This window comes from Paenibacillus athensensis, assembly GCF_004514475.2.
Classification (GTDB): Bacteria; Bacillota; Bacilli; order Paenibacillales; family NBRC-103111; genus Paenibacillus_AL; species Paenibacillus_AL athensensis.
In genome coordinates, this window is record NZ_MYFO02000014.1 from 1 (window position 1) to 24,575 (window position 24,575).

21 protein-coding genes and 1 pseudogene are annotated in these 24,575 nt (G+C 52.4%); 4 read left to right on the forward strand and 18 right to left on the reverse strand.

The annotated features are described in order from the left end of the window. From B5M42_RS20470 to B5M42_RS20525, 13 genes and pseudogenes are all read right to left on the reverse strand, one after another. Window positions 1-867, reverse strand: an 867-nt coding sequence (locus B5M42_RS20470; RefSeq protein ID WP_230633074.1) for a glycoside hydrolase family 5 protein, incomplete at its 3' end; no start/stop codon positions are given. 28 nt (window positions 868-895) lie between these two features. Then, the gene (locus B5M42_RS20475; RefSeq protein WP_230633076.1) at window positions 896-2,983 is read right to left on the reverse strand and encodes a glycosyl hydrolase; all 2,088 of its coding nucleotides are present in this window, start codon (window positions 2,981-2,983) and stop codon (window positions 896-898) included. Window positions 2,984-3,230: 247 nt separating this feature from the next. Further along, window positions 3,231-4,298 (reverse strand): GntR family transcriptional regulator, encoded by a 1,068-nt coding sequence (locus tag B5M42_RS20480; protein WP_134757486.1) that lies wholly within the window; start codon window positions 4,296-4,298, stop codon window positions 3,231-3,233. Continuing rightward, the gene (locus B5M42_RS20485) at window positions 4,295-5,410 is read right to left on the reverse strand and encodes a GntR family transcriptional regulator (protein WP_209280804.1); all 1,116 of its coding nucleotides are present in this window, start codon (window positions 5,408-5,410) and stop codon (window positions 4,295-4,297) included. Before B5M42_RS20485 ends, B5M42_RS20480 begins: the two co-directional genes overlap by 4 nt. A gap of 132 nt (window positions 5,411-5,542) precedes the next feature. Next, complete coding sequence (locus B5M42_RS20490; RefSeq protein ID WP_134757482.1) at window positions 5,543-6,061, reverse strand: RDD family protein; 519 nt, start codon at window positions 6,059-6,061, stop codon at window positions 5,543-5,545. Window positions 6,062-6,123: 62 nt separating this feature from the next. After that, on the reverse strand, window positions 6,124-6,552 hold the full coding sequence (locus tag B5M42_RS20495) for a hypothetical protein (protein WP_134757481.1): 429 nt from the start codon (window positions 6,550-6,552) through the stop codon (window positions 6,124-6,126). Window positions 6,553-6,624: 72 nt separating this feature from the next. Beyond that, entirely contained in the window at window positions 6,625-6,903 is a 279-nt protein-coding gene (locus B5M42_RS20500; RefSeq protein ID WP_134757479.1) for a hypothetical protein, read from the reverse strand. A gap of 66 nt (window positions 6,904-6,969) precedes the next feature. Continuing rightward, window positions 6,970-7,335: pseudogene (locus B5M42_RS25775) on the reverse strand (polymorphic toxin-type HINT domain-containing protein). 44 nt (window positions 7,336-7,379) lie between these two features. Next, a complete protein-coding gene (locus B5M42_RS20505) occupies window positions 7,380-7,610 on the reverse strand; it encodes a hypothetical protein (RefSeq protein ID WP_230633078.1) in 231 nt (76 codons plus the stop codon). Continuing rightward, complete coding sequence (locus B5M42_RS20510) at window positions 7,573-8,235, reverse strand: hypothetical protein (protein WP_134757473.1); 663 nt, start codon at window positions 8,233-8,235, stop codon at window positions 7,573-7,575. The genes B5M42_RS20505 and B5M42_RS20510 overlap by 38 nt, the downstream gene beginning before the upstream one ends. Beyond that, entirely contained in the window at window positions 8,169-8,486 is a 318-nt protein-coding gene (locus B5M42_RS20515; RefSeq protein WP_134757471.1) for a hypothetical protein, read from the reverse strand. Before B5M42_RS20515 ends, B5M42_RS20510 begins: the two co-directional genes overlap by 67 nt. A 323-nt stretch (window positions 8,487-8,809) precedes the next feature. After that, window positions 8,810-11,110, reverse strand: coding sequence for an S-layer homology domain-containing protein (locus B5M42_RS20520; RefSeq protein WP_134757469.1), 2,301 nt, complete (start codon window positions 11,108-11,110; stop codon window positions 8,810-8,812). 5 nt (window positions 11,111-11,115) lie between these two features. Beyond that, a complete protein-coding gene (locus tag B5M42_RS20525; RefSeq protein ID WP_134757467.1) occupies window positions 11,116-13,485 on the reverse strand; it encodes a dockerin type I domain-containing protein in 2,370 nt (789 codons plus the stop codon). A gap of 258 nt (window positions 13,486-13,743) precedes the next feature. Here B5M42_RS20525 and B5M42_RS20530 point away from each other — a divergent pair, with 258 nt between their 5' ends. The 4 genes from B5M42_RS20530 to B5M42_RS20545 all read left to right on the forward strand — a co-directional run bounded on the left by B5M42_RS20530 (window position 13,744) and on the right by B5M42_RS20545 (window position 16,478). Further along, window positions 13,744-14,595 carry an AraC family transcriptional regulator gene (locus B5M42_RS20530; RefSeq protein WP_134757465.1) on the forward strand — a complete coding sequence of 284 codons (852 nt, stop codon included), beginning with the start codon at window positions 13,744-13,746 and terminating at the stop codon, window positions 14,593-14,595. Between the two features lie 150 nt (window positions 14,596-14,745). Continuing rightward, window positions 14,746-15,645: a haloalkane dehalogenase gene (locus tag B5M42_RS20535; protein ID WP_134757463.1), complete on the forward strand. Its 900-nt coding sequence runs from the start codon at window positions 14,746-14,748 to the stop codon at window positions 15,643-15,645. Between the two features lie 117 nt (window positions 15,646-15,762). Further along, entirely contained in the window at window positions 15,763-16,098 is a 336-nt protein-coding gene (locus tag B5M42_RS20540) for a hypothetical protein (protein ID WP_134757461.1), read from the forward strand. Next, window positions 16,095-16,478, forward strand: coding sequence for an MFS transporter (locus B5M42_RS20545; protein WP_230633080.1), 384 nt, complete (start codon window positions 16,095-16,097; stop codon window positions 16,476-16,478). Before B5M42_RS20540 ends, B5M42_RS20545 begins: the two co-directional genes overlap by 4 nt. A 105-nt stretch (window positions 16,479-16,583) precedes the next feature. Here the strand turns inward: B5M42_RS20545 and B5M42_RS20550 are convergent, their stop codons facing one another. The 5 genes from B5M42_RS20550 to B5M42_RS20570 all read right to left on the reverse strand — a co-directional run bounded on the left by B5M42_RS20550 (window position 16,584) and on the right by B5M42_RS20570 (window position 24,522). Continuing rightward, on the reverse strand, window positions 16,584-19,517 hold the full coding sequence (locus tag B5M42_RS20550; protein WP_230633083.1) for a beta-1,3-glucanase family protein: 2,934 nt from the start codon (window positions 19,515-19,517) through the stop codon (window positions 16,584-16,586). 362 nt (window positions 19,518-19,879) lie between these two features. Further along, a complete protein-coding gene (locus tag B5M42_RS20555; protein WP_134754126.1) occupies window positions 19,880-20,047 on the reverse strand; it encodes a DUF1328 domain-containing protein in 168 nt (55 codons plus the stop codon). 52 nt (window positions 20,048-20,099) lie between these two features. Further along, the gene (locus tag B5M42_RS20560) at window positions 20,100-20,630 is read right to left on the reverse strand and encodes a DUF1003 domain-containing protein (RefSeq protein WP_134754128.1); all 531 of its coding nucleotides are present in this window, start codon (window positions 20,628-20,630) and stop codon (window positions 20,100-20,102) included. Window positions 20,631-20,842: 212 nt separating this feature from the next. Further along, the gene (locus B5M42_RS20565) at window positions 20,843-21,727 is read right to left on the reverse strand and encodes a CheR family methyltransferase (RefSeq protein WP_407946134.1); all 885 of its coding nucleotides are present in this window, start codon (window positions 21,725-21,727) and stop codon (window positions 20,843-20,845) included. Between the two features lie 2 nt (window positions 21,728-21,729). Next, a complete protein-coding gene (locus tag B5M42_RS20570; RefSeq protein WP_134754131.1) occupies window positions 21,730-24,522 on the reverse strand; it encodes a CHASE3 domain-containing protein in 2,793 nt (930 codons plus the stop codon). Window positions 24,523-24,575: the final 53 nt, after the last annotated feature.

Below are 24,575 nucleotides of genomic sequence, written 5' to 3' on the forward strand. Positions count from 1 at the left end.
CATGTTGTTCGGGAAGTTGCCTGCGCTGAACCACGGCTGCGCCGCTACGCCCGGACCATAGTCATGCGTCGAGTAGACAACCTGATTCGGTACGTTCAGCACGACCGGGTAGTTTTGCACACCTTTCAGGTTGCCGCCCCACCAATAGTTGCTGGTCATGCCCTGCACGTTCGTTTCTACGCCCTCGACAATGATCAGCCAGTTCGGATTGACCGCGAGAATCGCGTTGCCTGCCCGCTGTGCGGCCAAGCGCCAGTCGGTGTTCACGTTGCCGGTGCCCCAGCTTGCCGGGCCGTGCGGCTCGTTGTGCAAATCTCCGCCGATAACGGTGTCATTGCCCTTGTAGCGATTGGCGAGCATCGTCCAGTCATTGATCCAGCGCGACTCGGGATACGCCGATGTGTACCACAGCTCCGACTGCGCATTGCCGTCCGGACGGTGCTGGTCAAGGAAAATTTTGAAGCCTTTGGCTCCTGCCTTTTGAATCAATTTATCCATGACCTGAATCGGGCTCAGCCCTTGCAGATCCGGGTTTTTGCTGAAGTCGATGCCGGTTGTCTGCGAGCCGGAATCAAACATCTGGTTGCAGTACGGCAGACGGATCAGGTTGTAGCCGTTCGCCTTCATCTGATCCAGCACGCTGTCCATTGAACGCGACCACAAGCCGTGCGGGGCGAAGTTGGTCGTTTCGAAGCCAAACCAGTTAATGCCGTTAAATACCGCTTGGTTACCGCTCGAATCGACGATTTTATTGCCAGACGTATGGTAATAGTTAGGTGCTGCCTCAGCGCCTGCCGCTGCCAGTCCCAAAGAGGACACGGTCAGCGACAGGGCGGCCAGCACTTGAAAAATCCGATTTTTTTTCAAAGCTCTCCATCCCTTTCTTTATTTAAAATTAAGGCGCGATGCCCCATTGCAAGGAACCGGAGATGTAGCCGGTCACCTTGTTCCAGTCCACGAAATTCGTAGCGCTGGCGTTAAAGGAGTAGTCATTCGATTGGTTGTAGTTCGACCAGTCGGATTTGTTCACGCGGGTCTGCACCTCAAGGGTTGCTCCCGGCGCCAAGGTGCCTGCGCTGCTGCTGAAGCTCAGCTCCACGTACGTATCGGTGTTCGTGCCCGATGCGGAGACGAAGCTGCCGCTTACGCTGCTGGTTGGAATCGCATTATTGCCATTGGCTGCCCAGTCAACGCTAAATGCCTGCGATTGCGAGCCGTCTTTCGTATAGTAATAGCGTACCTTCAGGTCCGTCAGATTGATGCTGCTTGTGCCGGTGTTGATCACGCGGAACTTCGGATACAACTGGTTGGACGAAGCGGCCGTGCTGCCGTTGACAAGCTGTACCTTAATCGAGCCAGAGCCCGGTGTTGGCGTTGGTGTTGCTGTCGGAGTTGGCGTTGGCGTCGGCGTTACAGTTGGTGTTGGTGTTGGTGTTGGTGTTGGTGTTGGTGTTGGTGTTGGTGTTGGTGTTGGTGTTGGCGTTGCCGTAGGCGTCGGTGTTGGCGTAGGTGTCGAAGTGCCGTTACCGTACACCTGGAACTCATACAACGAGTAGCCCCACTGTGTACCGCGTTGGGTGCCGTTCATTTTCACATAACGAGCGTTAATATCTGCAAACGAAAGCGTATCGGTGCCGCCGGTGCCATTGGTTTTCGTGGCGACCGTCGTCCAGCTGCTGCCGTCCGTCGACGTTTGAATTTGATAGTTTTTGCCGTAAGCCGTTTCCCAATAGAGCACAGCCTTGTTCACGCTCTGTACCGAGCCCAAATCGACCGTAATCGATTCTTGGTCCGTGTACGCCGAACTCCAGCGAGACGTCATATTGCCATCTACAGCCGCATAACCCGGGTTGCTGGCCATATCGGTGGAGCTGACGGTGACCGACTTGTTCAATGCCAGGTTCGTTCCGCTCGGCGGCGTCGATGTTGGTGTTGGCGTAGGTGTCGAGCCGATGTTGATTTCCCCGCGGTTAACCGTCCAGGAATCGTTCATCAGGTTGTTGGCGCCTTGCGAATTTTGTGTCGGCGACCAGCTGTCATTCCAGGCGAAGAAGTAAACGGTTTGCGGGAACTGCGATTTGATCGCGTTGATCCATTTTGTGTAGTCGAAGTTGCCCGTAGTCCGCGGGCCGATTTCAGTAAAAGCAAACGGCTTGCCAAGTCCCGTCACTTCCGAATAGCCGCTGATCGAGCTTGGGTCGTCGCTGTAAGCGTCAAGGCCCACAATGTCGACATAGCTGCCGCCCGGATAGTACGCGGTTTTGTTGCCGCGGCTGATGTCCGGTCCGTACACCCAGATCAGATTGTTCAAGCCCTTCGTATTTTTAAAATAGTTGAACATGTCGATCCAGACGTTTTTGAACGTGTTGGCATCTTGATTGCCCCACCAGAACCAATCGCCGTTCATTTCGTGGAACGGACGGAACAGAACCGTAACGCCAGCCGACTGGAGATCGGCAAGACCCGCTGCCGTTTTATCCAGATAAGCTCTCCATCTTTGACCCGTAGATGTGCTCGTATTCAACAGGTCGGAGAAATTGCCGAGCTTCGTGTTCAGGTTGCCGCCGTTGGACGGGCCCGGGCTCGGATAGTGGATGTCGATGGTCACCAGACCGCCGTTATTCCAGTACGTCTTCAAGGCGCTGTTGCAGTTGTAGTCGATCAGCGTCGTCGGATCATTCGCTGTCGCCCAGCCGGAGCCGTAGTCGCAGCCGAAGATGCCCGGATACTGGCCTGTCATCGACTTCAGCGATTCCATTTGCGATGTGCTGAAACCGCTGTTGCTGTAGCCGCCGAAGAAGCCGGAGACAACGCGATTGCTGGAGTTGTTCGGCAAGTTGCCGAGCCAATTGTAAACATCCTTAGTTTTTTGATTCGCATTGGAGTTGGCTGTCGAATACGTAGCGGCGTAACCGCTTACATTAAGCATCGATAAAAGCATGGCGCTCAGCAACAAACCGATTAGCGATTTTTTCACTTTCATATCAGTTCACCTCATTTAGTTTAGGTAGCGCTTACAAATATGCGGGATCAAGCTGACTTGCATGGTCAAATAAAACCGGCAACCGCCTCCTTCCGGAACGTTGTGCGGGCTCACCTCCTTATAGAGTTTACTAGATTTAATATAACTAATATTACAATTAAACCACTTATTTTTCAAGTTGATTATATGATATATTTTTTAGAAATAAAAAAACCGCAGTCTCTCTGGACCACGGTTCCTTCGCTTCTCATAAAGTGCGAATCGAATTGCGCAAAATCAGGGTCGTTGGAATTACGATCCGCTGCTTCTCTCCTTCAGGATCGCCGATTTGCCGCAGCAGCTGCTCGGCAGCCGCTCGCCCGACGGCAACCGCGTCCTGAGTGACGACCGACGGCGGCACCTTGGAAAACTCGGCAAAATCGTAATCGTCAAAAAACAGCAGCGACAAGTCGCCGGGAATCGAAATCCCGAGCTGCTCTGCCGCATCCATCACCAGCTTACCGGCAAAGTTCACCGCTCCGAAAATCGCCGTAATCCCCTTGTTCGCCAGCAGAAACTCCCGGATACTGGCAGCATCGAAATCCATCAGCACATGCTGATTCCTGTAGGGAATTCCGTGGTCGGCCAGCGCCTTCTCATAACCGGCCAGCCGTTCCTCCAGACTGGTCGTGCCGTTAAGCTTGGACGAGATGAATCCGATTTCCCTGTGCCCCTGCCGGATCAAATACGTCACCGCTTCATACGCCCCGCCGATATTGTCGGACACGACCAGGTTGGTCTGACAGCCGCGCAAATAACGGTCGATCAGCACGAGCGGATACTGCCGCAGCGAAAGCTCCAGCAGCTTCTCGTTGTACGTCGTTCCTTCCGTCGGATAGATGATCACGCCTTGAATCCGCTTATTCTCAAAAACCTCCTGCAGCCGCATCTTCTCATTGTTGATATCAAATTGCGTGGCAATGAACATCAATTTATAGCCGCTGGCGGACACGACCTGCTCGATGCCGGTCAACGCCTTCAAAGCGAACATGTTGTCCAGACTCGGTAGCAGGCAAGCCACCCAATTGGCCCGGTCGCTGGCCGGAGCTTCGGCAGCGTTTAACAAATACGTGCCGCTGCCGCGCATGCGGGAAACGACACCGTCGCGGACCAGCGTTTCCAGCGCTTTTTTGACAATGATCCGGCTGACCTGGAATTGCTGCGCCAATTCGTTCTCGGACGGGAAGCGATCCTCGGCCCGCCATTCGCCCGAATGGATTTTTTCCGAAATATACGCGCGCAGTTGTTGATAAAAAGGGACCCGTTTCGTACTCATCGGCTTTCCCCCCTTGTAGGCGTATGCAAATCCAGCACCGAATCTCCCTCTTGAAAGCGCGTCGCCAGCTTCAGCTGCGCTTTGCTTTCCTGTCCGTTTATCGCCTTCATCAGCAGCTCCACCGCTTGCAGGCCAATCTGCTCCGCATCCTGCACGATTAAAGCCGGCTTCACCCGCGTCAGGTCGGAATACTCGTAATCATCGAAAAAAATCACCGATAACCGCTCGGGAATCGCGATATCCAGCTCCGCCGCGGCCTTCATGACCCGGTGTCCGATGCCGTTATGCGCCGCTAGCACAGCAAAACGCCCCTGTCTGGCCGCCAAAAACCGGCTGATCTCATCTTCATCTGCCTGAAACAGCTGGTAGTCGTAATTCAGCGGCAGCCCATGCTGCAGCAGCGCCTGACGGTAGCCCTCAAAGCGCTCCTCCAAACTGGTCGTCCCCTTCACCTCCGACGAAACGAAGCCGATCTCGCTGTGGCCGCGAGCAATCAAATACGTCACTGCGTCATAAGCAGCCTGAAAATTGTCCGTGCCGACAAAATTCGTATTGATGCCGGGCAAATACCTGTCGATCAGCACAATCGGAAAATTGTGCAGCGAAAGCTTGAGAATCTCCTCATTGTAGTTCTCGCCTTCGGCCGGATAAATGATCAAGCCTTTAACGCCATCAGCCGCCATTTCCTGAAGCACCTTGCGCTCCAGATCCTGATGGTCCTGCGTGGTCATAAATAACATCCGGTACTGGTAGCGGGCCAGCCGGCTTTCAAGACCAATCAACACATTCCCGATGAACAGATTGTCCAGCCGCGGGACGATCACCGCTACAACCGGCAGACTGGCGCTTGTTTGAGTGCCTTCATATAGAGCCGTTTCCTTCTTCTCCGCGCCGGATACGAACGTACCGCGGCCCTGAATACGGTAAATAACCCCTTCCTCGGCCAAATCCTTCAGGGCGTTTTTCACCGTAATGCGACTCACCTTGAACTGCTCGGACAGCTCCTGTTCGGTCGGCAGCTTGTCGTGCGGCTTGAGAACCTGCTGTTGAATCTGATCTGAAATATAAGCGCGCAGTTGCATATATAAGGGAACACGTTTATCGGATTTCACCAGATACATCTCCATGCATTTTATAATAAATATACAACTTTGCAGAGGACGAGTAAACAACCGTTTTCTTACAGTCTTCATGAACAAGAAAAAACCGCCAACAAGCCCAAGGCTCGCTGACGGTTTCTCGGTTTACACGGCTGGATCGACTTCTTGAATCGATTTGACCATTTGGGCAAAGCCCCGGTCGGTTTCTTGCGCGGGGTCCGGCGGCGTAATGCGCGGAACATCCTTTTTTCTCACCACATAAGTACTCGCGGCCATATCGCCGAGACGTTGACGTTTTTTGGTCAAAAGCACAATGACCGCCGCTACCAAACCGCTGAACAGCATCGGATTGGCTTCGATGATTTTAATCAGGTTTCGGACGAACGCCCTCAGCAAGCCCGGTGGTTTACCTTCGCGGTTGACCACCCGAATGCCAAATAGCCATTTGCCCAGCGTCCAGCCCAGCAGCCCTTCCATAACAAAAAGATAGGAGAAGAGGCAAAACACCCAAAGAATAATTGTTTGTTGATACAAGTCCTGTCCTAACGTAAACACCGGGATCGCGGGCAACGCCCACAAAATAGCGCCGTCCACCCACAAAGCCCCCCAACGTCGAGCCACGATGCCGAAGCGGTATTGGGATACGATTTGTTCGATTTGCATGATGATCTCATACCTATCTATAAAATTTTAATATAGAGCTTTTAAGTTATGAAGTAACTATTTTATTTCTGCTCTATCGAAAATTCTATATTCCCTTCGATGCGTAATTGTACAGATATAATTCCAAACTTAGGCTGCACCTCATCATGTTTATCCCAAATCCAAAATTGAAAATATGGTTTTTGGATTATTTTGGAATACTGGATAGTATTACTCCCTAAAAATGTGAGATCCATTTTATAGATTGCACTGAAATCTAATTGCTGGTCATAAAAGCTAACCACATCTTCAAAAATCAAATTGGCTTCACTCTTCTGTCTTTCATTTCCACTTAAATTTATCATAAAACATCCTTGATTGTAGCTAATTTGTGAAATATAGGTTTGGCTCTCAAACTTCAATTCATAGGTTTCATTTCCCTTTAGAGAAGATATATCAAGAGGATTCTGTCCTAAAGGTAATATATTTACATCAAAAATAATATTTTTCATTATTCACCCTTCTAAAAAGTTTTTACGTGGACAATGTAATTTTGTAAGTATCTTACATTATTCACGCGTATTCTATTCTAATTTGATTTGATCTAATACCTCTTTAAGCGGCCTTACTGTCCCTTCCTTGTAAAAGACGGTCTTCAAAGCAAATGCAAGATTTTGCTTAATTAGCTTTAATTCAAAGTTGGTAATATCTTTGGAGGTGGGTAATGTATCTTTGGTTATTCTGGTAAAATCAATATCATCAACGATAAATCTAATCGTTGGCACATCTTCCATAGCTGCTTTAAGCCCAATTTCATCTACAGAAAAGCTCGTTTGTCCAATAATCTTCCCACCAAAATCCATTCTGGCTTTTAATGTAATGATTTTGCAGCCCCATTACCAAATCATCACCAAATCGATCAAGCCCGGCTACAAGTCTATATCCTGGCTTAGAGTTGGACACCAACTGTTATGCGTCAAGATTTTTAGATTTGAAACATAATAGGTATGAAAATCGGCAACGGCAAAATTATACACGATTGCATGTTGAGTTTTAACTTCAATCTTATCAACCGCGAGATATGAACCATCACTAGTCTCAACCATATCTCCAACAGATAAATCTTCAGCAATTACCCAACCTTTGCCCTTAATTCAGAACGGATGCTGAGCCGTTGTGGTTATTGTTTCATTACCTACAACGGCATTCCAAGATTCAAAAATCTCCTTATTAAACAACTGAATAACTGCTTTGTACGCCATCTCGCCTGTATCTGGATTTTTGGCAAGCACCATGTCTCCAAGCGCTACTCGTTCAATTGTTTTTTCCCCGTGGTCCGTCAATACACTTGTCCCGCAGTAAAGCAATTGCAAGCAAGGACATCAATATCTTTACTGACATTTTTGGTATCACTAACTACTTTTTTCAATGAAGATAGTGTACTCCCTGCCACTGAAGTCAATGCTTTTATGGTGGCATTACCAAGCACATTTCCAATTATCTTCCCGATTTGCTCAGTTACCTTATTAGGATCATGCATATTTATTCCAAAGTTCTTGAATTTGTTCACCTAGTCCATCTGCCAACAAATCTAAAATGTCCTTCCAACCCGCCTTCCCTTGAACCAAATCGACAAATGGCTGGATGAATTGCTTCAGAGCATCGTATGCTTCGGACCAGTTTTTCAACATGTTCCATAACGCTTTTATTGCGTCCCATGCTCCTGTGAAAACACCCTTAAATCCGTTCAACAAACCTTCAAGGAAATGCGCAGTCAACGACGAAAGATCCCAATCGGTGCCAGGTGTTGATACACTATCAAGAGTTGCCACTACGCCACTTAACGTAGCTGCACGTTCGGATGTTGTATACTCCGTTTGCTGCTTATTCAATGCCTGATCAGCATCAGCAAATGCAGGAGCAAAGAATGTCTCACATTCCTGCCTTGGAGGCGATCCCGGTACTCCTGCTCTTTCACAAATTTTCTGCGGAGGTTCCGTTGTATTCACAAACTGGTTAAAAGCCGCATCTCCGACCGCATCAACAGCCTGGCGACACGCACTACTTGTACAGCCACCATCGCTGAAATCCCATTGTTCACTGACCGGAGCCGGCAAGGAACCCAGCGTTAAGACGTAAGCATCCTCTGGTGCGGTTCCGAAGTAACGTCCGCCGCTTCCTTTAAGCGATAACAATCCACATCGCCTTGGGTGAAGATATAGGAGCGAATCGTCCGCCCGCCATCGATCGGAACAGCTGTGTCTTCCGTATCATTAACTTCAAAAGAGTCAATAGCATTAGGGGCCGGGCCGGTCGGACTTTCCCCGTATTGGTCAGTTCCTACGGACAAGGTATACGGGTCGTTGTAGCTGAATTGAATCGGCAAGCTTTTGCCGAGCGCCCCGTAAATTTTCATAACGTAGGTCGTGTTTGGCTTGACCTGCATATTGGCGACTTCCAATTGCCCAGAAGCGTTACACGAACCCTTCATCTCCGAAGTATCGTATTCCCTTCCGGATAGACCTGCAACTCGTAGTCAAGACCTACGGGCGACTTCAGGACAAACACGCGATTTCCGGATTCCAGCGCTCCTGTTTTGTACTTCCAGTACAAGTTCGTAAAAACTATGCTACTTAACCACCAATAAGAATAGGGTTGTCCAAAAATCCGCGTGAACGGATTTTGGGAACAACCCTTTCTTTACAACATGGTTATCGCTGTAACTTGCGCTTAATCATTCAGTGAACAGTAGCCTTAGCTGCTTGTGCCTCAAGGCCCGTCCACCCATTTCTCACTGCCATCGGCTTGAACGGTAAAGCTGTGAGCCACAGACGCTTCGACGATATCGTCATACGCCCAATTGCTGGCATCCACATCTTTCCACGGCGCTGTCACAGCGCCACCAGACGGCTTGCGTCCGAGCGTTTTGTTGATGATCGCTACAGCCTCGGCACGTGTGATCGCTTGCTCCGGCTGGAAGCTGCCGTCCGGATAACCTTCGATCAGTCCGGCGCCTTGCGCTTTGAGAATAGCCGCTTGCGCCCAATGTCCGGCTATATCGCTAAAGCCTGCTCCGTCACTGTTAGCTGTCGCCAGCAGCGATACGAGGCTGGCCATCTCAGCGCGAGTAATCGGGCGGTCCGGTCCGAACGTGCCGTCCGGGTAACCGCTCATCAGCTTCATCGTGGTCGCTTTGGAAATCGCTGCAGCCGCCCAATGTCCGGCCGGCACATCACTGTAGGCGATGTCAGTCGCCGTGCTTTCTTGTTCCACAACACGCGTCAGAATCGTCGCCATCTCGGCGCGAGTGATGGCACGCTCCGGACGGAACGTACCGTCTTCGTAGCCGTTCACATACGCGCTATGCGTTTGCGTTACCGGCTCCATGTGAACAAGCGTAAAGGTACTGAATTTGTTGACCGAGAATTGCAGCCCTTGACCGCCGTCGCCATAGTCGACCAGCTTGCCGTGCAGCAGTTCCTTCGTGCCGTCGCTATGCTCCACGAATACGGCCAGATTCGCCAATTCCTCCTGGCTCAGCTGCACATCTTTAAGCGGCATGGTCAAATCGACCTTGCGGCTTTGCAGATTCGTTTCAATCGTCATCGGGCGTCCTACGACCGTAACGCCTTGACCGCCGGAAGCCTTTTGCACGATCTGCTCCTGATCGGCCCGCACCTTCACCTGCTGCTTTTCCGAGTCCGTTTTGATCGGTACAAAGTGGAAATACAGGTCTTCGTCAAAATTTTGCAGCGAATCGTTCGGAATGCTGACTTTCACATTGTCGGTCACAATGCCGATATCGATTTGGGCATCCTTGATCAGCTTCGTGGAGTCCTTGGGCACCGAAACATTCACTTCGGAAACCTCATCTTGGGTATCCGGGATGACAATATCAGCCGATTTGGATTTGGAAGCGAGAATCAAATCGACGGCTTGTTTCGTCTGATCGGACGTCAGGACAACCTTATCGCTTTTCGTACCGTCCGGCTTGCTCGTTCTTTCAATTTCAGCTTTGGAAACCGCGTCTGCCGAATTGCCGTCGCGATTCTTGACCGGAACGGTGATTTTCTCGACATTGCTTGGCGCTGACGCCTTTGGCGTTTTGATAATCACACGTCCGGCTTGCAGCGTTTTGACCATTTCCACTGCCTCAACGTCGGTCAGCGTAAACTGCTGAATGTTCGTTGTATCTTCTACTGTCAGCGGGACAATTCCATCCTGCGCTTTCGGCGCCAGACTGAAGGTGACCTTGAACATCTCCTGTCCCTTCTGGATCAGACTGTCGCCGCCGCTCAAATCGGCCCAGGCCACTTGCAGATAGCCGTCTGTGTTGTTGTAGGTGCTGTCGAACATACTGCCAGTGGAGCCGCTGATCGAATCCACCTGCAGCACGGCAGGATCAAACTTGATGCGCATGCCGTAGGAGCCGACACCTGCAGTTGCATCTGTCAATGTGACCGGCACCGTCACCTTCGAGCCCGGACGTCCTTCGCGCGCCGCGATGGACACAGAAGCCGATTTCGGTGCGCTCAGCACCGTCACCTTGCCGGAAACAAGTGAAGTCGCCAGCATCTCCGTTGGATCTGTATCGATCGTATACGAACCGCCTGCCAGCGTGATATCTGTATCACCTGCCGGCGCATTCGGTTTGATTGTAAATTGCAGGGTCATTAATTTTTGCCCGTGGTCAATGAACACACCGCTGTCAAACGTATCGGCCGTGACGTAAACACTGCCCGTCACCGATTCCGACGTGTCAAAATGAGCGGCATTCGCGTTATCAGTTGGCGTGCCTGCCAGTGTCAGCACGTTTGAGTCGTAATTCAACTTCATTGTATATTTCCAAAAGCTATCATCGACCATAGATTCATGTCCTGGCGTCATGTAAACCGATACAGACACCGTCTCGCCTGCATGACCGGAAGCGCCGTTAACCTCGACTTTCAACGCGGAAGCCGGTCTGGCCTGCGCCAGCGGCAGCAGAGCAAACATCATACACACTGCCAGCAGCATGGAAACCGCGCGGCGCAGCGAACGCTTTGTCAACAAAAAATGGCTATTGTTCAAGGTTTTCACACTCCTTTTCCAAGATAGATATTCAGAATCAGCTGCGCGTCGACTGCATCGACATAGCCGTCATTGTTCATGTCCAGCGCTTTTTTCTGCTCATCAGTCAACGTGATTTTTCCTTGCGTATATTTGGTGACCATCAGCGCATCTGCAGGCGTAACGAGTCCGTCGCCGTTAGCGTCGCCTTTCAACACGCCAACCGTGCCGTATGCCAGGCTGGAGACCGCATTACCCGGCGTTGTGCCGCTAGCTGCATGCGGTGTGACTTCAAAAATAATAAATTTGCCGAACTGCGCCGCTTTGAGCGTCAGCGTAGTTGTCGTCGCGCCGGAAATGGCCGTTTTGTTCGTTCCGTTGGCATCATCGGCTGTATACCATTGGAAGGTTGTACCAGATTGAGCTTCGCCTTCCTCATCGTAATAATCATAGTGGCCGGTCAACGTGATATTCAGCATGAGCGCACCCGAAATCGACACATTGCTTGCTAACGGTGCGGCGTTGGCTGCTACTGCCGTCGAACTTGTCGAGGTTGCCGGCGTTCCGTTCAACGTACCTTGCGTCGCCACAGGAGTGACTTCAAAGATGATGTACTTGCCCACTTCCGCGCTCGTCAGGGTGAACGTAGACGAGGTTGCGCCGGAAATTGCCGTTTTACCTGTTCCCGCGTTATCGTTCGCCGTATACCATTGGAACGTCGTCGTGCCTTCCGGATTGCTTTCTTCGTCGGCATACGTATAAGTTCCTGTCAGGGTATTACCTTCCTTCAATATACCCGTGAAGCTGACTGGGGCCGCCGTCGGCCCAAAGTTGGAGACCACAGCGCTTGCGCTCGTATAGGTCACCGGCGTACCGGACAAGGTGCCAGACGTTGCCACAGGCGTGACTTCAAAAATGATGTATTTGCCCACTTCCGCGCTCGTCAGGGTGAACGTAGACGAGGTTGCGCCGGAAATTGCCGTTTTACCTGTTCCCGCAGCATCATTCGCCGTATACCACTTGAATGTCGTCGTACCTTCCAGGTCGCTCTCCGTGTCGCCATACGTGTACGTGCCTGTCAATACAGCGTTCTCCTTCAGCAAACCTGTATTCGAGCTGAAGCTGACGTTCGATGCCGTCGGCGCCGCGTTGTCCGGTCCCATCTGCGCGACGCGCACCTGATTGGATCCGTTATTTTCCAAAAAGATATTATACAAGCCGTCATCAAACACGGCCAAAAATCCGAAGATCGCGTTGGCCGTAGCGCTCTTATTCAATCCTTGCGCCCCGCCACTGTCGGCAGACGTCCAGGAAGCGCCGTCGTATTTTTTGACGCGAATTTGCTTGTAAGGATTGCCTTCGGACCAGGTAGCATATAAATTCCCGTCATATTCGGCAATTCTGACTGTGGAAGCGGCTTTTGTCGTGCTGTAATTAATGCCATTAACCGAGTCTCCACCATCGACTGACGTCCAGGAAGTGCCGTTATACATTTTTACACGAACCTGATCAGCAAAATTGTCATTCGCCTCGGTCCATGCGAGATACAGTGAACCGCTATACACCTCCAGACTCGGAGCACCGGCCGTTTTAGCAGTATTGATATTCATGCCCGTTGTGGCGTTGCCGTCTACGAAGCTCCAGCTTGTGCCGTCGTAAGCTTTAACGCGAATTTGCGTCGCGCTGCCGTCCGACTCGCACCAGGCCAGATACAGCTTGCTGCCGTAAACCGCGACACTGGCGTTTTGCGCTGCTTTGCCTGTGTTATAGTTCAGTCCGGCTCCGCCGTCGGCAAATGTCCACGAAGAGCCGCCACCGTATTTTCTTACCCTCATCTGATTAATCCCGCTGCCGCCCGCCTCGTCCCAAACGACATAAAGCGAGTTATTGTAGGCGATCAGCCTGGAGTTTTTGGCATTCGTGTTCGCCCCCGTATTCAGGCCGTCTGCTCCGTTGCCGTCGATGAGGCCCCATGAAGTACCGTTGAACTTGGCGACCCGCAGCTGCCAGTATGGCGCATTTTGCTCTTCCCAGGAAGCGTAAAGCTCATTGTTGAATACGAACAAATAAGGATTCACCGCATTTTTCGCAGCGTCCTTGTTCATCGCGGCATTGTTGTCCGCTGTCACCCATGTGCCGCTATCATACTTTTTGGCGCGGATTTGGCTGGTAGAGCCGATCGACTCCGCCCATACGGCAAACAATGTACCGTTAAAATCGATAAGCTTGGGATTGTTCGCATTTTTCGTTGCGTCAATGTTAAGCCCGTTCGTGCCATTGCCGTCGATCAAATTCCACGTTTGGGCGAACGCAATCGAGCTGTGCAGCGTGAGCAGCACGATGAAAATCGCCGTGACCGCAGCGATGCCTGAAAACCTTTTTGAAACCTTCTTCAACCGGAAGCCCCCCTTAAGATGTGACTACGATAGCGCCTTCTGCTAACGTTGTTGCAATTAGGCATAATGACCTACTACCCCATCTATTCGCCGTGACTTTCGATTTATCCTGCAAGCTTCGACAAATGACGTCACACTCCATTTTACTTTTTATTTGTAAAATTGACACTACTATACATTGCACTAAAACCTCCGCTTCTTTCGAGGTATAATAGAGGAATCAGCCACTGTGGAAATCCGACTGAAAGGAGTTTGATCATGTTCATCCAGTTCCCGCCGCCGCTGCGCTTGAGCGCGTATGTAGACAGCCTGCTGCTGCAGGAAGAATGGAGCCCGATCAACTATGCCAACCGTAGTCCGGTCAAGGTGCTGCCCTCGGCAATGACGGTTATCGGCATCCAGTACGGAGAGCCGATGTCCGTGCTCGCCGACGGCGAAGCAAAGCTATTGGGGAGCAGCGGTCTGACCGGCATGCAAACAGCCCCGCGGGAATATGTCAGCACAGGTCGAATCGGCACGATTATCGTCCGCTTCAAGCCCGGCGGTCTCACAGCGTTTACCGCCTATCCGATCCACGAATTTCTTGACGCCAACGTCGACCTGAAGCTGGTATTCCCCCCACATGCCGTCGATGAAATGGAACAACGCCTTCGCGAAGCGGCAGATGCCGCAGGCCGCATTGCGGCCGTTAACCGCTTCCTGCTCGCAGTTTGCCGCGACAAGCCCGCTGTTGGTCTGCCGCTCCATATCGCCGAACAGATCGACCAGGCCGCCGGACAAGTGTCCATTGAGCATTTGGCTGCGCAAGCCTTTGTCAGCAAGCGGACGCTGGAGCGTCATTTCAATGAAGCGATCGGCATTTCACCGAAAAAATTCGCCGGGATTCTTCGCTTCCAGCAAGCGATTCGGCTGCGCAAGGCGGGCTGCAGCTATCTGGATATCGTCGAAGCTTGCGGCTATAGCGACCACGCGCATTTCGCCCGTGATTTCAAGACGTTTGCCGGCTGTACGCCGGAGCCATTTTTTCGCGGCGAATCGCAGCCCGAGTTGGCCCGACATTTCAACGATTATGAAGCGCGCGCTTCTTTTCAAGCTATCATGTATCAGTAATGACAGGCATTCCATGCATTTTCCGGTTGAACCGGGGAATGCTTTTTTTTGTCGCATTTATTCAATGAGCCGCAGCCAAGGCCTGTTAAGATAAAGACATCAGTCAGACATGACTTCAAATCAAACCACTAACAAGGAGCGATAAAAACCATGACGAACCCTCGCGAACTGCCCATCCGCGCCGACTTCCCCTTTGAAGGACGCTATCTGGAGGTGAACGGCCACCGCCTGCACTATATCGATGAGGGCAGCGGCGACCCGATTGTTTTCTTGCATGGCAATCCGACCTGGTCGTACGATTGGCGTAATATTATTCCGTACCTGACGACTGCCTCACGCTGCATCGCCGTCGATCTGATCGGCATGGGCCGCTCGGACAAGCCGGACATCGGATACACATACGTGGAGCATGTTGATTACATCACGAAATTTATCGAGCAGCTTGGCCTCAGCCGGATTGTGCTGGTCGGCCATGACTGGGGCACTGCCATCGGTCTGCAATATGCCGCGGCTCATCCCGACAACATCAAAGCGGTGGTGATGATTGAGCCGCAGGCACTCACGCCGTTTGCCGACTGGTCCGCATTTTCACCTGCCGAGGCGGTCGGGCTGTTCCAGACGCTGCGCGACCCCGAGCAGGGCTGGCCATTCATGCGCGACAATAGCGTATTCATTGAAGGCATGACGCAAACGATTATCAGCAGAACCATTACGCCCGAGGAGCATGACTACTTCCGCGAACCGTTCCGGGAAAAAAGCTCACGCAAGCCAATGTGGGTGTTTCCGAATCAACTGCCTATCAGCGGTCATCCGGCCGAAGTGGTAAGCGCAGTCGAGGAGCGCAATCGCTGGTTCACGTCGACACCAATTCCCAAGCTGCTGTTCTATGCCACGCCTGGCTGCAACGTTCGCGAGCCTGAGCTCGCATGGTGCCGTAACGATCTGGATAATCTGACGCTGCACTCCATCGGCGAAGGTTTCCATTACTTGATGGAAGAGAATCCGCACGAAATCGGTCAAGAGCTGGCTCGCTGGCTGCAAAACGTGTGAATACTTTCGGAACCGCCTGCCGTATAACCGCGGCTTGACTCACGGGGCTCCTGGTGTACTGCCAGGGCCTTTTTGCTGCGCTTTTTTCACGATTTTTTCCCTGGAGGGTGACTCGCAATGACGATGACAACCATTTCTATTCAACAAAAGCCAAAGGAACCGCTGTGGACCCAACGTTTTATTATCCTTAATTTTTCCTTCATGAGCTTGAGCTGCGGCTTCCAGATGCTGCTGCCGACACTCCCGCTGCGCGCATCGACCTTGACCCATCAGACGCTCATACTGGGCCTGCTCGTCAGTATTCTTTCGGCATCCGCCGCGCTGATCCGACCGTTTGTTGGCGCCAGGCTGCAAAATAGCTGGCCCGACCGCATGAATCTGCTCGGCTGGCCATCTGTCTGGCCGCTACGTGCGGCTATTTCGTTGAATCGACCGTTGGGCTGCTGGTCATGAGACTTTTGCACGGTATCGGCTGGGGCATCTCAACAACTGCTTATGGCACGATGGCCGCTGTGCTGATCCCGGCGGCGCGCCGGGGCGAAGGCATGAGCGGCTGGGGCTTCGGCATGGCCTTGACGATGGCCTTCGGCCCCTTGCTCGGCAACGCCTTGCTCAGCGCGTACGGCTTCGGCGCAGTCGTAACCGTGTCGGCAGCGCTTACGTTGCTCGCGTTGCTGCTGGCGCCGCTGGTCGGCACGCCACCGCGCAAGCCCGTTATCCTTTCATCAGACGAAATGACTGGGGAAGCCGGTTGGCGGCGCTGGCTGGAGCCCGTTACGCTGAAGCCGGCGGCGCTGCATGCGCTGCTCGGTTTTTCCTATGGCGGCGACTAGCGGCGACTTCACCACCAAGACGCGCACATGCAAAAAGCTGCCCAAGGTCAGAGGGGGGACTGACCGGGCAGCTTTTTGGCGTTCTTTTTCAGGAATAAGCTTATATTACCAGCCTACGTATACGACCATTGCTTGCGGAACCGGCGTGTGCAGCAGCGTGCTTTGCTCACGAACGTCGTCATAGCAGAAGCCGTAAGCAAGGTTGTTGATGCTGTGATTGTGCCAGAATTCCACGTATTCGTTGTACGGGCCTGTTTGGAAGAAGCTCGATGGATGGCTCCAGTTGGCTTGGTTCTCCGTCAGCAGCAGATGGCGGTTGATAGCCGCGCACAACTGAGCTTCAATGGCCAGTTCTACGTCTGTGTCGTCGTTGTCGATACCGCCTGTTCGTTTGTCGAAGTTGCCTTTGCCTTCCAGCGCATCTTCTGTCGTTGGTTTGTTGACGAAATACTTGTACGGACCAAAGCCTTTACCGTCATTGAAATCAGCTTTGAATTCGAATACGCCGTCGCCGCGAACGTGGCCGCTGTATGTGCGTTTTGCGCTTGGATCGTAAGCATCAGGAACCGTGAAGACGAGCTCTTGCGTTTTGTACGTGTTCCAGATGGCATTGATGTAATCGTCAAAGAAGCTCGTGTAATCTTCATGCGGAATGTTTTGAGTCGTCAGGTAGTTGACGGTTTCTTTGCCAAAGTACCCTTTGCCCGGCGCTACGATCCGGTAGATGTTGTCGGTGTTGCTCAGGTCGGAATTCGCCTTGCTGTTCAGCGTAGCCAGATGATCGAATTTGTCGGACACTTCGTTCGTGAACGCTTTGATAATTTCGTCGCGGGTGCCGACATCGCCTACTGTTTTGTAGTAACCGTCGCCTTTGCCCAGCAGGGTCAGCTTCACTGGGAAACCGAACTGGTCAACGCGCGTTGTATTGCCGTGGTAGCCGTATGGCCCCAGGTTAAATTCGATGAAATCGAAATACGTATTGCGGTTCGGATCGTCCATGTTACCGATGTTCGGACCGCCGTAGCCCATTTCAGGCGTACCGTCTGCGTTGAATTTTTGCGTGACGCCGTCTTTCTCAAATACTTTCTCAATGCTCACCAGAATCGGCTGACCGTAGCTGACATATAGACGTGAGGATTCGATATCGGCAATCGAGACCCAATTGACATCGGACAGCTTGTGCGTGTAGTTCACATACGTTTTGGGAACGCCGGAGCCCCCCAGCGGTTTGCTGACCGCCAGATTCGGATCGTTATTGTCATTGAACGACATTTCTTTTTGTGAGCCGTCCGCTTGCACCCATACGAATTTGCCGCGATTGGCCGTCATGTACGATTTACCGACGATCATCCAGTAAACTTGATCATCTCTATATTTACCGTTGCTGTTGTTTTTGATTTCAATCGTCATTCTTCTGTCGCCGATATGAATATCCGGCATATTCGGGTCAATCGTGAGCGTAGCGGTTACAACCCCGGAATTCGGTTTGCCGGCTTGAACAGCCATCGCTTTCAGCGTCGTCGTAGTCGCCACCGGAATGATTTGGCCGTTCGTGTACAGGCTCGTGTTCGCAGCGCCCACTACCGGCTTGCTGCCGTCTGTGGTGTAGTAAATTTGCGCGCCGCTGTCAGGATTGCTGATCGTCACGTTTTGCGTTGTTTTAAATACGCCGCCTGCCGGGCTAAACACCGGACTGCTTACGCTGCCCACTACGTATTCGAACCAGCCGAACATATCCTTGGAGCTGTGCTCCAGATTGGCGTATTTGCTTACGAAGTAAAATTTCACCGTATCGCCCAGTTGCGGGCCGTTCAAGCTCAAGGTGAACTTTTTGTCGGTTCCCGGTCCCGGGTTGGTGCTGCTGTATTCCACATTGTTTGGTGTACGCATGTAGTATCCGGCATCGCCATTCACCAATGCGCCATTTCTGTAAACTTCTACGTGAGCAAGAATATAGTTGCTGCCTGTGCCGGATTCGTAGGTGAATACGACTTTACCGCCTTCATATTTCTCTGTGTGGATAAACGAGCCGTCGTCAGGCAGCGGAGGCGTCGCTGTTGGTACTGGTGTCGCGGTTGGCGTTGGTGTTGGTGTCGCGGTTGGCGTTGCCGTCGGTGTTGCTGTTGGCGTTGCCGTTGGTGTAGCTGTCGGCGCTGCGCCGTAAATGATCGAAGCAAACACGGTATCGTTGGGTCCCGGATAGAACACTTGTCCGCTCGAAGGCGAGAACGTGTAGAAACGGGCCTCCACTTTGTCCCCGGCTGCATACGTACCGGTCGGCCGCGTTATAGAATACGTATAAGTACCGTTCGCGTTCTGAACGCCTTTCGCGCCAAGACTTGTATCGACAAAATCTTGAATGTTATTTTTTCTGGCAAATACATAAACTTCGGTTTTGGAGCTGGATAACGTGATCGCAAATTTGGCTGCACCCCCGCCCAAATCGCTAATGACCACTGTGCCAAGGCCCGCTGTTGGTGTCGGTGTCGGTGTTAGTGTTGGTGTTGGTGTTGGTGTTGGTGTTGGTGTTGGTGTTGGTGTTGGTGTTGGTGTTGGTGTTGGTGTTGGTGTTGGTGTTGGTGTTGGTGTTGGTGTTGGTGTTGGTGTCGCCGTCGGCGTTGCTGTTGGCGTCGCCGTCGGCGCCGTTCCATAGGTCATCGAAGCGAACGTGGCATCGCTTGGTCCCGGATAAAAGACTTGTCCGCTGGACGCCGTAAACGTATAGAACCGCGCCTCTACCAGATCTCCGGCAGCGAAGGTGCCTGCCGCACGCGTTACCGAATACGTGTAGGTACCATCAGCGTTTTGTACGCCTTTGCTTCCAAGGCTTGTATCCACGAAGTCCTGAATTCCGTTTTTCCGGGCAAATACATAGACCTCTGTTTTCTTCTCCGTCAAAGTGAGCGAGAATTTCACTGCGCCCCCGCCCAGGTCCGTCATCACGATGCTACCGGTTGCTGCAACCGCCGCGCCTGCCGGCAGAGCCGCCAGAATCACGATGGAGAGAGTCAAGAGCGTTATCCACATTCTTCTAAACATTAATTATCCTCCCCTAGCTTAAAAATGAGTGCGCTTGCAACAAGATTTCACCTGCCATCTTGTTTTTTTCAGCAATTCCCTCTCCAAATAATGGCCATTTATTCGAAAATTTTTTCGTACAATTCATTGCACAACTTCATTATATCACCTTTCAAACCGCTTACAAGACCTTATTCGACAGCATTTCACGAAAATTTACCGAAATAAAGTGTACAAAAATGAATTTTTTTCGTATACTTTCGCGAAAATGTTCGAATAACCAACCATTCATATCTCTCCCCTTCCCGGCAAAAAAATAAACAGCCCCCGGTCATCCGGAAGCTGTTTATTTGGCGTTTAATCAGCCGAAAACGTCATCGGCTTTATATGCTCGTATTGCGGCGACCGAAAATGAAGGAAATGACCGCCATAATCAGGAACAGTACGAACAGGACCTTGGCGATGCCCACAGCCGCCGACACGATGCCGAAGAAGCCGAACACCCCCGCAAAAATCGCAATAATCAGAAAAATAATCGCCCAGCCTAACATAAGCAACACCCTTTCTTGTCAAGTTATGTAGATCAGCTTGCTATGTTATCTATTACCCGTTCTCCCGCCTGGTTGAAACAGGTCCCTCCAGATCCATCAATCTGCGTTCTATCCGCTCCAGCACCAGCCGCAGCTCCAGGTTCTCCTGCTCCGCCCGGAAATTGATCGCAAAGTCCAGCATCGCTTCCTGCTTGTCCCGCGCCGTCTGCCGGTTCTGGCTCATCAGAATGATCGGCGCCTGAAACGCTGACAGACACGATAAAATCAGATTCAACAAAATAAACGGCGGCTTGTCAAACGCCAGCCAGGACGCCAGCGTATTCAGACACATCCACACCACCAGAAACCCGCTAAACAACACGATGAACGTCCAGCTGCCGCCAAACGTCGCAATGCGGTCGGCCAGCCGATCGCTCCAGCTCGTGGTCTTCTTCTGCTGCTCGGTCAAATGCGCCTTGATGCTTTGCTGGTACTCGTTCACCATCGTCGTCACCCGCTCCAGCTGCTCGTCGTTCAAGCCTCCGGACGGCTCGCGGTCCAGCTCCTCCAGCAACGGATCGCTTTCACACTTCCGCTCCTCCATGCTTCTCCTCCTCCCCTTCCCGCCAAACGCCGCTCAGCTCCCGCTTCAGATGCCGCCAACGCTTCTACTTACGCGCACCCAAACGGGCCGACGCCCGGCATTATGTAATACATACACGCGATCTGGGGCATTGAAACAGCCGAAAATCCGACTTTTCTGCAAGCAAAAAAACGCCCTAAGCCTGCACCGGCAGGTCCTCGGACGTTCTGGAGTTACGGCGTTCCGGGCAGCGGCGCCCGGTCGGTCTTGCGGTAAATCCGCTCATGCGGAACAAAATCCTCATAGGTTACGCCCTCGGGCGCAAAAATAATCGACTCCTTGCTGCCAAGACCGATAAAGCCGCCCTTGATCAAGCTGCTGTAAAGCAAGCGATGGACCTTTTGCTGCAGCTCGCTGTCAAAATAAATCATCACATTGCGGCACAAAATGACGTGAAATTCATTAAACGAGCCGTCCATCACCAGATTGTGCTGGGCAAACGTCAGGTTCGCTTTCATCGGCAGCTGAAAAAACGCAAATTGATGATCCGTGCTGTAATATTCGGAAAAAGCCTGCGTACCCCCCGCCTCCAAATAGTTCTTGGTGTACGCCTGCATCTGCTTGAGCGGAAACGCACCCTTGCGCGCCGACTCAATCGCTTTCTCATTCATATCGGTAGCATAGATCTTCGTCTTGGCGCCAAGCCCTTCCTCATGCATGAGAATCGCCATCGAATACGCTTCTTCCCCGGTAGCGCAGCCGGCGTGCCAAATGCGGATTTCCGGATAATCGCGAAGCAGCGGCACGACCTTGCTGCGGAATTCGGCAAAAAATCCCGGATCGCGGAACATCTCCGTCACCCGGATTGATAAATCATTAAGCAGCCGCTCCAGATAGCCGGACTCGTGCAGCACCTTGTCGAGCAAAGCCGTAATCGTCGGCAGCTTCTCGGCTTTCATCCGGTTCAGAATGCGCCTGCGCAGCGAAGAGCGCAAGTAGAAACGGAAGTCAATGCCGAACATTTGATATAACCCTTCGAGTAACAGATTGATTTCGATATTTTGCAGCTCGTCGTGCGGCAAATCCTCAAGCTCGGCAAACGCCTCGGGGTCGTAGATCGTCAATGTCTCACCTGCTTTGTCAGCCATACCCGCATCAGCGAAAACAGCTGATCCATCTGGATAGGCTTCATAATGTAGTCCGAAGCGCCGGCCTCCATGCACTTTTCGCGCTCGCTTTTCATCGCTTTGGCGGTCAGGGCAATAATCGGCAGGTCGCGCAGCAGCAAACCGTGCCGGATGATCTTCATCGTCTCATAGCCGTCCATAATCGGCATCATAATATCCATCAGCACCAGATCAAAATTCGGCTGCGCCTTCAACAGCTCCAGCGCGTGCTCGCCATGCTGCGCCACCTGCACCTTCACGCCTTTGAGCTCAAAGGCCGAGACCAGCGCGTATACGTTGCGCGCATCGTCTTCAACGAGCAGAATTTTTTTGCCTTCAAAAATTTGCGCATCCGACTGCACCTCGGAATCCTTCGGCTCCTCGACGCTTTTGCCGGCTGCTTGCTCTTCGACAGCCCGTTCGTGCGCGACGGCATGCTCCCACTGGGCCACAACATCGGTTCCCGCCGTCTCAGGGCGGAGTCCGCTTTTGCCCGTCTCTTCTTGCTCCGGCTGCTTGATGCACGGCACGTACAGCGTAAACGTGCTGCCCTTGCCGACCTCGCTGCGCACAACGATAGCGCCGTTCAACAGCCGCGTAAACTCTCGGCAAATCGACAAGCCCAGTCCGGTTCCGCCGTATTGGCGGTTGGTCGTGCCGTCCACCTGACGGAACGCCTCAAAAATAATCTGCTGCTTGTCGATCGGAATGCCGATGCCCGTATCCGTAATCGAGATCGCCAGCACCGGCGTATCCCGGCCCACGGTCAGCAGCTCCTCGACGCGATCCGCACCGGCCGCAGCAATGCGCATCGTCACCGAACCGTCCTGCGTAAACTTGAAGGCATTGGACAACAGATTTTTCAGAATTTGCTGCAGCCGCTGGCCGTCGGTCGATATCAGATCCGGCACGCCTGGCTCCATGATCACCTCGAAGTTCAAGCCCTTCTTGTCGGCGACCGGACCAAAGATCGCTTTCATCGACTGCGGAATTTCCGTAACGTTCACATCGTCGACCATGATCTCGATTTTGCCGGCCTCCACCTTGGACAAATCGAGAATATCGTCAATCAGCGTCAACAGGTCGCGACCGGCGGCATTAACGACGCGGGAATATTCCTCGATCTCGCTCATCTGCATCTCGGCATTGTTCTCCATCAGCATTTGCGACAAAATCAGGATGCTGTTGAGCGGCGTCCGCAGCTCATGCGACATGTTGGCGAGAAAATCGGATTTGTACTGCGAGCTCATTTGCAGCTTGGCCGAAAATTCTTCCAGCTCGTCTTTCGCTTTTTTCAGCTCGCGGGCTTTTTGCTCGGAGAAATGGTTCTGCTCCTCCAGGAATTCGTTGGTGATGCGCAGCTGCTCCTGCTGCATTTGCAGCTCCTCCGACTGGGCCTGCAGCTCCTCCGACTGGGTTTGCAGCTCCTCGGTCATCATTTGCGACTCACCCAGCAAACGCTCGATCTCCATGCGGCCAAGCACGCTGTTGATCGCCGAACCGAACTTCTCCTGCAGCTGATCCAGCAGCGTCAGGTGATGCGACTGGAACACCTCAAGCGAGGCAAATTCGACAACCGCCTCAACCTTGCCTTCGGCCGTGATGGGGGCCACCAGCAGCGAGCGGGGCTGCGAGAAGCCCAGTCCCGAGGTGACGCGGATGTGGTCGTCCGGCAGATTGGTGACGAGAAACATCCGCTTATCGGCGGCACATTGGCCAACAAGCCCCTCGCCAAGCAGAAAGCTGGCGGCTGCGTGATCTTGACCGGAAGCGGCGTACCCGGCAATGCGCACATAGCGGACCTCGCTGCCCGTTTGCTTACGCAAATACACAACGCCGTATACAGCGCCAAGCAGCGGCGCCAGCTTGCTGGCAAACGCCTGCCCCAGCGCAGAAACGTCTGTAATGCCTTGATACAGGGTGGTCACTTCTGTAATATTCTGCTCGACCCAGCGCCGATGCTCCAGGTTCTCCAGCAAGCTGTTCGTAGCCTCGGCCAGCTCCTTGATTTCGTCGTTCGAATTGACCTCGATGCGCGTGCCAAGCTGACCGTCTGCGCCGGAAATGCCCTGCATCGTCTGCACCACCTGACGAACGGTGCGTACAATGGAATTGGACAAATACATCCCTGTCATCAGCGCAATGGCCGACACAATGGCGACAATCGTGAACAGCACAATCTTGAGATTGCGATTGGCTTCGTCCAGCTTGACGATCCGCTGATTCGTCAGCAGCTTCTCGGAGCGCAAAAAAGAATCGAACTGCGTGCGCAGTTGATCCATAATATTCTTGCCTCTATTCTGGCTGTAGTACTGGGCAAGCCCAGCTTCATTCTTGTCGCGCTTGAGCTGAATGGCGTACTCGCCGGCGTTTTTCGACCAGTTCTCAATCGACGTCTTGATCAGCTCCAGACTGTCCGATTGCGCCTGATTGTCAGCAATCAGCTGCCGCAGCTTGTTGTAATCGTCAATCCATTGCCGGCTCCCCTCTACATATGGCTCCAGATAGGACTCATCGCCGGAAATAATAAAGCCGCGCATGCCTGTTTCCATATCCAGCGTATTTTTCTGAATCTGGCCAAGCAGGTCGTGCACCTCGATATCGTGGGTGGACACGAAATCAACCTCCGCTTGCAAAGAGGTCATCCGGCCGCTGATAATCAGCAGCGCCAGTCCCAAACATACGATAACGAGCAGGTAGCCCGTAAACACCTTTGCTCTGATGTTAAAGCTCTTGAATTTAAACATGACTGCCTCCCGTACTGTGTAGAGAATCTGGGTAGAGAATGATTTCGGTTCTC